This is a genomic window from Chryseobacterium camelliae, assembly GCF_030818575.1.
GTDB lineage: Bacteria > Bacteroidota > Bacteroidia > Flavobacteriales > Weeksellaceae > Chryseobacterium > Chryseobacterium camelliae_A.
This window is the reverse complement of the sequence record NZ_JAUTAL010000001.1, coordinates 2,357,179-2,369,918: the sequence shown is the minus strand read 5'-3', so window position 1 is coordinate 2,369,918 and position 12,740 is coordinate 2,357,179. Positions and strand designations below refer to the sequence as shown.

Sequence of the window (12,740 nt, the reverse complement as noted above, 5' to 3'; positions counted from 1 at the left end):
AAATAAAAAATAAAAATATGTCAGGTTAACAATAAACCCCCGACTATACTTACGAATGAAATTAATATTAACATTTAAAAATTAAGAAAATGAATTCAAAAACAAAATCAATCTTAGTAGGTGCAGCAATCTTAGGTTCTTTTACCACTTCTGCAAAAAGCTTTTCAAGTCTTGGAAATGGATATGAAGTAAGGACTTCTTTATCTGGTAATTCAGTAGACTTAAAAAATATTTCTGATGGGAAATGTGGTGATAAAAACTCCAAAGACGGGAAATGTGGTGAAGGAAAGTGCGGTGGTAAAAAAAGTGAAGGAAAAACCAAAGACTCAAAATGTGGAGGAAACAAAGCTCAAGGGAAAACTAAAGATTCTAAATGTGGTGAGGGAAAATGCGGAGGAAAAACAACTACAGGAAAAGCGAAAGCTACTCCAGCTACAACTAAAAAGTAAGTAATGTTTGCATCTGAGGGATTAGTTTTCTCTCAGATGCATTTTAAAATTAAAAAATTATGGTTGGTATAGGGTATAGAAAAGATTTTTCTGAAGAATTTATCACAGGAAAAATATTAAATCCAGACTTTATAGAAATAGCTCCAGAAAACTGGATGGAAATTGGAGGGTATTGGAAAAGACAATTGGATATCGTAAGAAATCAATATCCCCTTTTCTGCCACGGTCTTTCTCTTTCCATTGGAAGCCCGGAACATCCGGATATTGATTTCCTGAAACGGATTAAAACTTTTTTAAATGAAAATGAAGTTGTTTTATATTCTGAACACCTTTCTTTCTCTAAAGTAGATAATGCCCACTTATATGATCTTCTTCCGATTCCTTTTACCCAAGAAGCATTAGATCGTGTCGTAGAAAATATAAGTATAGCACAGGATGTTTTAGGAAGAAGGCTTATTTTGGAAAATGCAAGTTACTATACAGTTCTTGAAGCTGAAATGTCTGAAATAGATTTTATCCGTGAGATTATGGAAAGAGCCGATTGTGAAATGTTATTGGATGTGAATAATGTATATGTAAACGCATTTAATCATCAATATGACGCTAAAAAATTCATCAAGGAACTTCCTCTTGAAAGGGTAAAATATATTCATATGGCCGGACATTACCAAGTAAATGAAAATCTTATCATTGACACCCACGGAAGCGAAATTATAGATCCGGTGTATGATCTTATGGATTTTACGGTTTCCAAACTTAAAGGAGATGTTCCTGTGTTACTGGAAAGGGATTTCAATATTCCTGAGCTGGAAATCCTTCAAAAAGAAATTGAACAGCTAAAAAGAATAAAAAAGAATGCCTTACAAAAACAACATGTCGAGTCAGAGTAATGAGCCATTTTCTGCACAGAGGAAGCTTGGGTATTTTTGCAGAACGAATAAAGATATGCCAACAACTTCTCTGCAGGATAATACCCAATATTACAGAGATCTTGTCTTTAATGTGGTAGAAGATACTCTGGAAACATCTTTTCCTATTGCCAGAAAAAACCTGGGAAAGAAAAAATGGAAAAAATTAGTTCAGCATTTTTTTAGTAATAATGCATGCCAGACCCCTATTCTCTGGAAACTTCCTCTTGAATTTTATGAGTTTTATCAAAAGGAAGCACTTCCGCTAAAAGAGCAAATCCCCTATTTTCTGGATCTGCTTCATTTTGAATGGATAGAAACTGAAGTATACATGATGCAAGATATTTTGGTAACAGAAAAATTTTCTAAAGACACAGAGTATGCTAATAATATTCTTGTAGGAAATCCGGAAATTAAAATTTTGACACTTCAATATCCTGTACATTTAAAAAGAGGTAAGAATATATCTGAAGAAGATTGTGGACAATATTTTGTGAGTATTCATCGAGGCTATGATGATAAACAAGTCTATTTTAATGATCTTTCTTATCCCTATGTAGAAATGCTGGTAAGGATTCATGAAGAATATTCTACGATTGAAGATCTAGAAAACATACTGGCCAAATATGAAAACGAAGCATCAATTATTAAGGAAAAAACAACAGCATTTTTAGACTTCTGTCTGAAACAACAGATCATCTTAGGATTAAAAAAAACATCACATGAAGAATAAGTATAATCATTTTTTAGACCAGACAAAAAGTTTTGTATTGCTTTTTATAAGACTTATTTTAGCATACGGATTTTTGAATCCTGCTATGATGAAATTACAAGATATTGATTCTATTGCCGAATGGTTTCAATCTATAAACATTCCAATGCCTGTACTTAGTGCCTACCTTGCCACCAGTACTGAGGTATTAGGTGTTATTCTTTTAACCCTCGGATTATTTACCCGATTCATAGGAATCCCTTTAATTATAACGATGATCGTGGCTATTTTCAGTGTACATTTGGAAAACGGTTTTGAAGCAGGTAATAATGGCATTGAGATTCCATTATACTATATTGTTATGTTGCTGGTATTATTGGCCAATGGTAGCGGAAAAATAAGTGTCGATCATTTATTAGAAATGAAAAATTTAAATAAAATTAATCGGGAAAATGTAGATGCTATTTAAATTTCAATCAATAAACCTGTTTAAACTTTATTTTTAATGTAAAATGAGAATTACTATCGCTAAGGTGAATAAATGCTAATTCATTAAAATTTAACTCGTGAGTACGTTTTCCAAGAAGCTGATGTGGTGTTTCATATTATTGAATATTTTTAGTTCGTTAATTTTGAAACTCATCTCCCGGATTCCAGTTTAGTCTGGCCATTATAAGAAAACAAAAAAACCTCTGATGAATCAGAGGCTTTCAAGTGGTTTCTCCAGGAATCGAACCAGGGACACATGGATTTTCAATCCATTGCTCTACCAACTGAGCTAAGAAACCATTATATGGTTGTTGTGTTACTTCATTGTTTTAAAGTGTTGCAAAAGTAATACGTTTTTGGATATGAAGCAAATATTAACGGCACTTTTTTAACAGAAATTAAAAACCTACTGATTCTCAGCCGGATTATTTTCCTGTTCCTTCCGGATCTGCTCGCTCATCTCTTCCAATACAGGTTTAATCGTACTTTCGGGAAGGTCACTGATCCTGATGTACATCAGCCCGTCTATCGCATCATTGAAATTCGGGTCTACATTAAAGGCAATTACTTTGGCATTCTGCTTAATATATTTTTTAATCAGGACAGGAAGCCGGAGTTCCGGTTCCAGGTCATCAATGATCTTATCCAGTTTATTGAGGTCAGATTCCATTTCATCGAAGAACAGGTGCTTATCGCGATCACGGAGCTTGACCTTATATTCGTTTCTCGGGGTAATGTATTGAGCTACCGCAGAATCGAAATAATTCGAACGCATGAATTCGATCATCAGGGACTTTGAGAATTCAGAAAATTTATTGGATATGCTCACTCCGCCCATCAGGAACTTATGATCCGGGTTTCTCAGGCATACATGCACAATTCCCCTCCACAAAAGAAACAGCGGAAGAGGTTTTTGCTGGTAATCCTGGCAGATATAAGCCCTTCCCATTTCAATGACTTTCTTAAAGAAAGGATGGATATCCTGCTCAAATTCAAACAGGGAACTCGTATAAAAACCTTTAATACCGGATTTCTTCATCACTTCTTTACCCAGAGCCATCCGGTAGGCTCCTACCAGGCGTTCTGCTGTATTGTCCCAAAGGAAAAGGTGGTGATAATGCTTATCGTATTCATCCAGGTCAAATGGGAGGTTGCTGCCTTCTCCTACGGCGCGGAAAGTAAGTTCACGCTGGCGTCCTATTTCCCTCATAATGGAGGGGATCTCCTCATAGTTGGTAAAATAGACTTCATAGTTTCCGTTCCTGAAAAGCATTTTATCTGTATCTTTCAGCTTACGGATGTCCTGAAGTATATCTTCTTTCGGGGTTTCATCAATAATGTTCTGGACAATATTCTCCTCTTTCAGCAGCGGGAATTTTACCGACAGGTTTTTCAGGTTGATAGCCTGTGCCAGGGATTTCCTTTTTTCGTAATAGGATTTCATCATGTACACCTTACGTTTCAGGAACTCTCCCAATTCTTCAATGGTTTCCATTTCATCCATGGCTTTTACCGAAATCGGCTTACCGAAACGGATCCTGATAGGATCTTCACGTTCATTCATCATTTCCGCAGGCAGCATCAGCGTCTGCAGGTTCGGATGTAGTTTGGACAGCTGATAGAATAGACGGCTGTTTTTGGCGTGGAAATACATCGGTACCACCGGTACCTTGGCCGCACGGATCAGCTTTAACGCCGGTTTTTCCCAGTCTTTATCCAGGATTTCACCGTAAGGATTGTTCTTATTGGACACTTCCCCGGCAGGGAAGATTCCTACACAGCCTCCGTTCTGTAAATGCTTAAGGGTTTCCCGCATGCCGGAAGCACTGCTATAAGCTTCCTTTCTTCCTTCAAAAGGATTTACGGAAATCACATACGGTTCCATGGGCTTTATTTTTTCCAGCAGGAAATTGCCCATGACTTTGAAATCAGGCCGGACTTCAGTAAGAATCTTGCACATTAAAATTCCGTCAATAGCACCCAGGGGATGGTTGGAAACCAAAATAAAGGGTCCTGTTTTGGGGATTTTTGCAAGATCTTCTTCAAAAGCGATATAGCTGAGGTTTCTTTCTCTTACAAATGAGTCGAAAAAGTCTTTTCCTTCCTTGTCCTTCAGAGTATTGTACAGCTTATTGACTTCGTTGATTTTGGCAATACTCATGATGGCAGAGGCTATAGGGTTCTTGAGAAACCCTAATTTGCTTAAACCGGAAGCTTTGATCAGATCGTTTTTCGAAATTAAACTCATGTGTGTTTAGTCGCTATTAGTTCTATTGTGTTACCATTTGAAGCGTATTTTTGGAAATCTGTTCCAGTAACACGTTTTTTTCCTGGTAAAATTGATCGATATGGTCCATTTTCGCGTTTCTTACCGTAAACAAAGATACATTTTTAATCATTTCTGTTTTAAATACTTTCTGAAGCTCAAGATTCAGCTCGTCAGCAGTATTGAATTTATCTTCCAGGCATAACGCAAGTGAGATGGCAGAATTCTGCATCAGGGACACTTTAATTTTATATTTGGACAGGTACCCGAAAATCAGGCTCATATGGTCTTCTGCAATGAATGAAAAATCACGGGTGGAAATTTTCAGCAGGGTCTGATTCTCCTTTAAGATATATGATTCTTCACTCAGGTTCTTTTCAGAAGCACCTACTTTGGTCCCTTCTTTTGTAGGGTCAATGAAAGATTTTACGTAAAAAGGAATGTTTTTTTGCTGTAAAGGCTGTAGAGTTTTAGGGTGGATCACACTTGCCCCGTAATAAGCCATTTCAATAGCCTCCTCATAAGAAATATGGGACAATAACGATACATTCTGGAATTTTCTAGGGTCACCGGTCATTACTCCCGGTACGTCTTTCCAGATCGTCATGGCTTCAGCATTAAGGCAGTAGGCAAAAATAGCAGCCGAATAATCTGAACCTTCACGCCCCAGAGTTACGGTGAAATTATTGTCATCCGATCCTATGAATCCCTGCGTGACATAGCAAATATCCCTGCTTAAGGTAGAAATGAATTCTTCCGTTTTGTCCCAGTCTACAACACCTTCACGGTAAGAATTATCTGTTTTCACATAATCCCTTGCATCCAGCCATTGGTTCGTAAACTGAATTTCATTCAGGTATTCACTTACAATTTTAGTGGAAATCATTTCCCCGCAGCTTACTACCTGATCGTAAACAAAGTCGTAGTTGGGAGATTTATTCCTTCTCAGGAATGAATCTATATCATCGAAAAACAGATTGATTTCAGCAAAAACGGCATGGCCGTCGTTAAAAAGTCCTTCTGCAATTCCGATGTGTTTATGTTTTATCTTTTCAATTTCGGCCTGATAATTATCTTTCTTGAAATAAAGTTCTACCACTTTTTCAAGATCATTTGTTGTTTTACCCATAGCAGAAATAACCAGCAGGCATTTGGAAAACCCCTGGCTTTTAAGCACCATAGATACATTCTTTACACTTTCGGCATCTTTCACTGATGCACCGCCAAACTTGAAAATTTTCATTAAAATATTAAAAATAAAATTGTTAGATAAAAATAGGTGTTTTTTTTTCGGTTGTCAAAATTATACATTTACGTTGAGATATGAAAATGCAGGCTGAAAACTCAGAATTAAGATTTTATTAAAATGTAAACCGGCCGGATGTCGGGAGTTTTTACTTTCTTAGCAGGTTAAAAGGTAAATGCTGACCTGAAAAAAATAGTGAAAGTGATGATTTTTAACTATGTATGTGGCTGAAAAACAGATAGTAATGTCTTTTATTCTAAAAAATTTCCATATGTTATAAATTTTACGAAATTTGAGGCAAATCATAAAAAGTAAAATATGCCAGATCAGATACTACAGACGTTAGGGGAATTCATCATTGACAAGCAGGACGATTTTCAGTATTCAACCGGAGAGTTTTCACGGCTTCTCAGCGCGATAAGGCTGGCTTCAAAAGTAGTTAACCGGGAAGTTAACAAGGCCGGTATTGCCGATATCATCGGAAAGGTGGGCAGCGAGAATATACAGGGAGAAGAGCAGCAGAAGCTTGATGTGATGGCTAACGATATTTTTATTACCGCTCTGTCCCAGAGAGAAGTGGTTTGTGGGATCGCCTCTGAAGAGAACGACGATTTTATCGATATCAAATGCATGGGCAACGGCCACCTGAGCAAATATGTTGTTCTGATCGATCCGCTGGACGGATCTTCCAATATTGACGTTAATGTGTCCGTAGGGACAATCTTTTCTATTTACAGGAGGGTAACAGAGCCGGGAACGCCGGTTAAGCTCGAAGATTTTCTGCAGAAAGGAATTAATCAGATCGCAGCAGGATATGTAGTTTATGGTTCTTCTACCATGATTGTATATACAACCGGTAACGGGGTGAATGGCTTTACGCTTGATCCTTCCCTTGGAACCTATTATCTTTCGCATCCGAATATAAGATTCCCTAAAAGCGGTAAAATATATTCTATCAACGAAGGAAATTACATCAAATTCCCGCAGGGAGTAAAAAATTACCTTAAATACTGTCAGATGGAAGAAGGGGACAGGCCGTATACTTCAAGGTATATCGGTTCACTGGTAGCCGATTTCCACAGGAATATGCTTAAAGGCGGCATCTATATTTATCCGTCTTACTCACAGGCGCCGAACGGTAAGCTGAGATTACTTTATGAGTGCAACCCGATGGCCTTCCTGGCAGAACAGGCAGGCGGCAAAGCTACCGATGGGTTCAGGAGGATTATGGAAATTGAACCTACCGAACTTCATCAGAGAATACCTTTTTTCTGCGGGAATATAGAAATGGTAGAGAAGGCAGAAGAATTTATGAGAATTGACAGTGTGAAGGAATGAGAGCAGACTATTTCAGATATATGTTAAAATTTAAACGCCCGGGAGGAACCTCCCGAGGCGTTTTACATGAAAAGGAAACCTTTATCCTTGAAGTTTCAGACGGAGAAAGAAAAGGCATAGGGGAGTGTGCGCTTTTTAGAGGCTTAAGTTTCGATGACAGGCCGGATTACGAAGAAAAACTGCAGTGGTTATGCCTCCATATTCAGGAGCATCCGGATGTCCTGCATGAAAGGCTGAAAGATTATCCATCCATATGGTTTGGCTATGAGCAGGCTATGCTCAACCTGAAACATGGCGGCAACCTTTATTTTCCAAGTGCATTTACCCGGAGGGAAGCATCGATCACGATCAATGGCCTGATCTGGATGGGGGATATTCAGTTCATGGAAGAGCAGATAAAGGATAAGCTTGATCAGGGTTTTCATTGCATCAAGCTTAAGATAGGAACCGATTGGCGGTCGGAGCACGGGATACTTCAGGAGCTTAGGGGCAGATTTTCAAAAGACATACTGGAGCTTAGGGTAGATGCTAACGGAGCATTTTCAAAGGAGCAGGCACAAATAGTATTGCAGCAGTTGGCAGACCTTGATATTCATTCTATTGAACAGCCTATTAAAGCCGGGAATTGGGCGCATATGGCTGAGCTCTGTGCTGATACTCCTACGCCTATAGCACTGGATGAGGAACTGATCGGAATTACAGATACAGAGAAAAAAGTGGAATTGCTGGAAACCATAAGGCCGCAATATATCATTTTGAAGCCTGCCCTTGTAGGAGGATTCAGAGGGAGTGATGAATGGATTGAACTGGCAGGAAACCGGAATATTGACTGGTGGATCACTTCTGCTCTGGAGAGTAATATCGGTCTCAATGCCATAGCACAATACACCTATACTAAGAAAAGCAATAAGCCTCAGGGCTTAGGCACGGGAGGCTTGTTTACAAATAATTTTAATAATTATTTGAACTTGAGTGGGGAGCATCTGTATTTTAGGTAATAAATTTTTCGGAAAAATGTGTTTCATCTTTCGTCAATCCAGCCGTTAAATTTCGTTGGTCACGAAAATGGCTCGTTTAATGTTTTCTAAGAAATGTGAAAACTTTAGCTTAAGATTTTTCATTATTTGAAATTTTGGTTTACCATGTAATTCTCTACGAAAGGAGAAGTTGCAATATCTGTGCCAAGGCTTAATATTGAGTGTATTATTAATATTAATGTTACAAAGATTAAGCCATTTTTAACGAAAGATTTAGTCGGATAAGATATTCATGATCAGAGGATTATTAAGTTTACGTGCTTTTCTGGGAAAAAATCCCTGTTTAATGAGTTTTGTTGCCTTAAAGCCCATAAACAGGAGCTTTTTAAGGTATAAGATTTTTTGAAGTATGATTTTTATCAGTTTATTTTTTGTGTCACTCTAAAAGGGCCATACTGTCTTGATATGTCACATAAATTAGAAAAAATGATTGTTGATATGACACGGCTTTATGAGCCTGCAACACTTCTTCCGTTCTGCAAGTATACAAGAAGGTTTTTATAAACCCTAAATTTTCCATAACTTTGTGAACCTTTTTTACATAAGAAGCTAGTAATGGAAGAAGAAAAAAAATCCCTCAATTTTATTGAGCAAATCATAGAAGATGATCTGGCAAACGGTCTGGACAGAAATCAGATCCGTTTCCGTTTTCCGCCCGAGCCTAACGGTTATCTGCATGTGGGCCATACAAAGGCCATCTGCATCAACTTCGGTCTCGGCGAAAAGTACAATGCTCCCGTAAACCTTCGTTTTGACGATACGAACCCTGAAAAAGAAGAACAGGAATTCGTGGATTCCATCATTAAAGATGTGGAATGGTTAGGTTTTAAATGGGATAAAATCCTGTACACATCAGATTACTTCCAGCAGCTTTATGATTGGGCTGTACAGCTTATTAAAGATGGAAAAGCCTATGTGGATGAACAGCCGTCTGAATTGATTACCGAACAACGGAAAAATCCTGCGGAGCCCGGAGTGGAATCCCCTTACAGGAACCGTCCTGCAGAGGAATCTCTGGATCTGTTTGAAAGAATGAAAAACGGTGAGTTCGAAGAAGGTTCCATGTCACTGCGTGCAAAAATAGATATGGTTTCGCCTAATATGAACATGCGGGACCCTGTAATGTACAGGATTCTGAAAAGGCCTCACCACAGAACCGGGGCAACATGGAAGATTTATCCGATGTACGATTGGGCACATGGAGAATCCGATTATATAGAGCAGGTTTCACATTCACTGTGCTCGCTAGAGTTCGAGAACCACAGGCCGCTGTACAACTGGTATCTGGAGCAGGTGTATGACGATTCCAAAATTGCTCCTAAACAGAGGGAATTTGCCAGGATGAACGTTTCGTACATGATTACATCCAAACGCAAGCTGCAAAGGCTGATTGCCGAAAAAGTGGTGAACGGCTGGGACGATCCTAGGATGCCTACCATTTCAGGGATGCGCAGAAAAGGATATACGCCCGCTGCCATCAGGAACTTCATAGAAAAAGTAGGGGTTGCCAAAAGAGAAAACCTGATTGAGATCCAGTTACTGGAATTCTGTGTACGTGAAGACCTGAATAAAGTAGCCAAAAGAGTGATGACGGTAGTGGACCCTGTTAAACTGGTCATTGAAAATTACCCGGAAGGAAAAGAAGAATGGCTGGAGACGGAAAATAATCCGGAACAGGAGGATGCAGGAACAAGGGAGATACCGTTTTCAAGAGAATTGTATATAGAGCGTGAAGACTTCAAGGAAGAAGCTAATAATAAATTCTTCAGGCTCAAATTAGGAGGCGAAGTACGTCTGAAATCTGCTTATATCATCAAAGGTGAAAGGGTAGAGAAGGACGAAAACGGAGAAATTACGACGATTTACGCTACTTACGACGAAAAGTCCAAATCGGGAAGCGGAACGGAGGAAAGCCTCAGAAAAGTTAAGGGAACCATTCACTGGGTTTCAGCGAAACATGCCATCCCGGTAGAAGTAAGAAATTACGACAGATTATTTACCGTAGAGCAGCCTGATGCTGAAAAAGATGTGGATTTCCTCAACTTCATCAATCCTGAGTCTGTAACCTCGGTACAGGGATTTGCAGAACCGGGACTGAAAGAGGTAGCTGTAGGAGAACCCCTTCAGTTCCAGAGAATTGGATACTTCACAAAAGATCAGGACTCTACCGGAGACAGATTGGTCTTCAACAGAACTGTGACTTTAAAAGACTCTTATAAGCCGGAGTAAAAAATATTTATATCAGTATAAATGGACAGGGCTTATTTTAAGTCCTGTCTTTTTTATGGGGAGAGACTTTTTGGGCAGCTTTTTCCGTCTCCCACTCCCGCTTTTTTTATTTGCCTTAGCGCAATGCCATATAATAAAAAAGAGCTCCGTTCAAGCCGGGCTGCGGCTGTCAGGCTTGAATACTTAAACACAATAAATGCAAATGATTAAAAATAAAAATTATGAAATTGATACGTCTATACACCAACTCCTTTAAAGGACTTTCTACCGAAAGCTGGATGCTTGCACTGGTGATGCTGATCAATCGCTCAGGCTCCATGGTACTGCCTTTCCTGGGTGTTTACATGATCAACCACCTTCATTTCAGCATAGAAAATACAGGAGTCGTACTGAGTTTCTTCGGCATCGGCTCCGTAATCGGTTCCTGGCTGGGTGGATTCATTACCGATAAAATAGGCGAGTATAAGGTGCAGTCCCTCAGCTTGCTGCTGAGTGTTCCCTTGTTCTGCCTGATTCCTGTCTTTAACACAGAAGCAGGCGTAGCAGCTATCATCCTGCTCCAGAGTATTGTCAGCGAATCCTTCCGCCCTGCGAATTCCGTGGCCATCACAAAATATGCGAAACCTGAAAATATTACCCGTGCATTCTCCCTGAACCGTATGGCCGTAAATCTGGGCTTCTCTATAGGGCCGGCTTTGGGCGGTATTTTGTCGGCGATCTCTTACGAGTTCCTGTTCTTATGCAATGCACTGGCAGCACTTCTGGCCGGCATCCTGTACATTATTTTCTTCAGGAAGCGTAATAAGCTGGCCAGGCTGAAAGTTAAAAAAGTATATGAAACTGTTGAACTGAAAAAAGAAAGCTCACCCTACCACGACGGCAAATTCATGGTATATTGTCTCTTGTGTATGGTATTTTCCATTTGTTTCTTTCAGCTGTTCAGTACCCTTACGATTTTCTATAAAGATTCCGCCCACCTGAGCCAGCAGAATATTGGCTATATTCTGGGTTACAGCGGGTTCCTGGTGGTATTGCTGGAAATGGGATTGGTACAGGTAGCGGAAAAATATTTCAGTCTGGCTGCAACGATGTTCCTGGGAGCATTGATCTGTGGTTTGTCCTATGCGCTTTTAGGTTTTAGTCATCATATGGTTACCCTGGTGGTTTCCATGAGCCTTCTGTGTGTGGGAGAAATCTGGGCACTGCCCTTTATGTCGACCATCACAGCATTACGTGCGGGGAAAAATAACAAAGGAGCCTATATGGGGCTCAACGGAATATCCTTTTCTATTGCGTTCATTATTACCCCTTCCTTAGGAACCTGGATTGCTGAAAAATTCGGCTTTACAGTGCTGTGGATCGGAACCGGATTGGTATTAATCATTGTTGCCATTGCATTTTATTGTGTTGTTCCGTGGATGCTCCGTCATAAAAGAGTCGTACACGATTAATCTGCCAGATTTACCATTAACCCTTTAATTTTAAGTACTTTAAAGGATTAATGGTATTTTATGAAAGGAATAATAATGCAATTCAATTCAATTACCTTTAATTTTAACGATCAATGGTGATGATGATCATGTCTTTTCTCTGCTGGATATTGACCCGTTGCCCTTCCTTAAATCCTGACCGAATAAGCCATTTTCCGGTAAGTCTTATTTCAGGAACAGTCACCATACCATAAGTGCGGATTTGATATTTTTTCTGAACTTTTAATTTTCTTGATCTAATCATTGTCATATAATTATATGACAAATATAAAGACAAATAATGATATGTCATATAAAAATATGACGTTTTTGTCAGCAAATTGGCTGACATTTGAATCATGACCAGAGATCAACTAAAAAAAGCATTAGGTGCGCGTATCATTGAACTTCGTGAACAGAAGGGCTGGAGCCAGTCTGATCTTGCCCGTGCCTGCAACAAAGACCGTCAGGCAATTGAAAAACTGGAAAACGGTAAAGTCAATCCTACCCTGTATACTTTGCTGGAATTGGCCAATGCGCTGGAAATTTCCTTGCCTGTACTGGTGAGATTATCCTGAAAATAAGATCATTCTTGAC

General features: G+C 39.2%; 12 protein-coding genes and 1 tRNA gene. 9 read left to right on the top strand and 4 right to left on the bottom strand.

Annotation, left to right across the window (positions count from 1 at the left end; all coding sequences use genetic code 11):
• Positions 1–89: 89 nt before the first annotated feature.
• The 4 genes from QE404_RS10760 to QE404_RS10745 are packed head-to-tail and all read left to right on the top strand — an operon-like array spanning position 90 to position 2,538.
• Entirely contained in the window at positions 90–449 is a 360-nt protein-coding gene (locus tag QE404_RS10760) for an HvfA family oxazolone/thioamide-modified RiPP metallophore (protein WP_307450342.1), read from the top strand.
• A 59-nt stretch (positions 450–508) separates the two neighbouring features.
• Complete coding sequence (locus QE404_RS10755) at positions 509–1,339, top strand: HvfB family MNIO-type RiPP peptide maturase (protein ID WP_307450340.1); 831 nt, start codon at positions 509–511, stop codon at positions 1,337–1,339.
• Positions 1,305–2,090: an HvfC/BufC N-terminal domain-containing protein gene (locus tag QE404_RS10750; RefSeq protein ID WP_307450338.1), complete on the top strand. Its 786-nt coding sequence runs from the start codon at positions 1,305–1,307 to the stop codon at positions 2,088–2,090. Before QE404_RS10755 ends, QE404_RS10750 begins: the two co-directional genes overlap by 35 nt.
• Entirely contained in the window at positions 2,080–2,538 is a 459-nt protein-coding gene (locus tag QE404_RS10745; protein ID WP_307450336.1) for an HvfX family Cu-binding RiPP maturation protein, read from the top strand. The genes QE404_RS10750 and QE404_RS10745 overlap by 11 nt, the downstream gene beginning before the upstream one ends.
• Positions 2,539–2,784: 246 nt before the next feature.
• Here the strand turns inward: QE404_RS10745 and QE404_RS10740 are convergent.
• From QE404_RS10740 to QE404_RS10730, 3 genes are all read right to left on the bottom strand, one after another.
• Positions 2,785–2,857, bottom strand: a tRNA-Phe gene (locus QE404_RS10740).
• Positions 2,858–2,964: 107 nt separating this feature from the next.
• The gene (locus QE404_RS10735) at positions 2,965–4,806 is read right to left on the bottom strand and encodes a lysophospholipid acyltransferase family protein (RefSeq protein WP_307450334.1); all 1,842 of its coding nucleotides are present in this window, start codon (positions 4,804–4,806) and stop codon (positions 2,965–2,967) included.
• A gap of 22 nt (positions 4,807–4,828) precedes the next feature.
• Complete coding sequence (locus tag QE404_RS10730; protein WP_307450332.1) at positions 4,829–6,067, bottom strand: aspartate kinase; 1,239 nt, start codon at positions 6,065–6,067, stop codon at positions 4,829–4,831.
• A gap of 321 nt (positions 6,068–6,388) precedes the next feature.
• Between QE404_RS10730 and fbp the strand changes: the two genes are divergently transcribed.
• From fbp to QE404_RS10710, 4 genes are all read left to right on the top strand, one after another.
• Positions 6,389–7,408, top strand: coding sequence for a class 1 fructose-bisphosphatase (gene fbp, locus QE404_RS10725; RefSeq protein ID WP_307453889.1), 1,020 nt, complete (start codon positions 6,389–6,391; stop codon positions 7,406–7,408).
• A complete protein-coding gene (locus QE404_RS10720) occupies positions 7,405–8,406 on the top strand; it encodes an o-succinylbenzoate synthase (RefSeq protein WP_307453887.1) in 1,002 nt (333 codons plus the stop codon). Before fbp ends, QE404_RS10720 begins: the two co-directional genes overlap by 4 nt.
• A 594-nt stretch (positions 8,407–9,000) precedes the next feature.
• Positions 9,001–10,674, top strand: a complete 1,674-nt coding sequence (locus tag QE404_RS10715) for a glutamine--tRNA ligase/YqeY domain fusion protein (RefSeq protein WP_307450326.1) — start codon at positions 9,001–9,003, stop codon at positions 10,672–10,674.
• 221 nt (positions 10,675–10,895) lie between these two features.
• Positions 10,896–12,125 carry an MFS transporter gene (locus QE404_RS10710; RefSeq protein WP_307450324.1) on the top strand — a complete coding sequence of 410 codons (1,230 nt, stop codon included), beginning with the start codon at positions 10,896–10,898 and terminating at the stop codon, positions 12,123–12,125.
• Positions 12,126–12,228: 103 nt separating this feature from the next.
• On the opposite strand, the gene QE404_RS10705 is transcribed toward QE404_RS10710, so the two are convergent.
• On the bottom strand, positions 12,229–12,408 hold the full coding sequence (locus QE404_RS10705) for a SymE family type I addiction module toxin (RefSeq protein ID WP_307450323.1): 180 nt from the start codon (positions 12,406–12,408) through the stop codon (positions 12,229–12,231).
• Between the two features lie 94 nt (positions 12,409–12,502).
• On the opposite strand from QE404_RS10705, the gene QE404_RS10700 reads away from it, so the two are divergent.
• On the top strand, positions 12,503–12,721 hold the full coding sequence (locus tag QE404_RS10700; RefSeq protein ID WP_307450321.1) for a helix-turn-helix domain-containing protein: 219 nt from the start codon (positions 12,503–12,505) through the stop codon (positions 12,719–12,721).
• Positions 12,722–12,740 lie beyond the last annotated feature (19 nt).

Bases quoted from the DNA above. Each gene is read 5' to 3' on its own strand.
- QE404_RS10760 (WP_307450342.1), top strand. From the start codon at position 90: ATGAATTCAAAAACAAAATCAATCTTAGTAGGTGCAGCAATCTTAGGT.
- QE404_RS10755 (WP_307450340.1), top strand. From the start codon at position 509: ATGGTTGGTATAGGGTATAGAAAAGATTTTTCTGAAGAATTTATCACA.
- QE404_RS10750 (WP_307450338.1), top strand. From the start codon at position 1,305: ATGCCTTACAAAAACAACATGTCGAGTCAGAGTAATGAGCCATTTTCT.
- QE404_RS10745 (WP_307450336.1), top strand. From the start codon at position 2,080: ATGAAGAATAAGTATAATCATTTTTTAGACCAGACAAAAAGTTTTGTA.
- QE404_RS10735 (WP_307450334.1), bottom strand. From the start codon at position 4,806: ATGAGTTTAATTTCGAAAAACGATCTGATCAAAGCTTCCGGTTTAAGC.
- QE404_RS10730 (WP_307450332.1), bottom strand. From the start codon at position 6,067: ATGAAAATTTTCAAGTTTGGCGGTGCATCAGTGAAAGATGCCGAAAGT.
- fbp (WP_307453889.1), top strand. From the start codon at position 6,389: ATGCCAGATCAGATACTACAGACGTTAGGGGAATTCATCATTGACAAG.
- QE404_RS10720 (WP_307453887.1), top strand. From the start codon at position 7,405: ATGAGAGCAGACTATTTCAGATATATGTTAAAATTTAAACGCCCGGGA.
- QE404_RS10715 (WP_307450326.1), top strand. From the start codon at position 9,001: ATGGAAGAAGAAAAAAAATCCCTCAATTTTATTGAGCAAATCATAGAA.
- QE404_RS10710 (WP_307450324.1), top strand. From the start codon at position 10,896: ATGAAATTGATACGTCTATACACCAACTCCTTTAAAGGACTTTCTACC.
- QE404_RS10705 (WP_307450323.1), bottom strand. From the start codon at position 12,408: ATGATTAGATCAAGAAAATTAAAAGTTCAGAAAAAATATCAAATCCGC.
- QE404_RS10700 (WP_307450321.1), top strand. From the start codon at position 12,503: ATGACCAGAGATCAACTAAAAAAAGCATTAGGTGCGCGTATCATTGAA.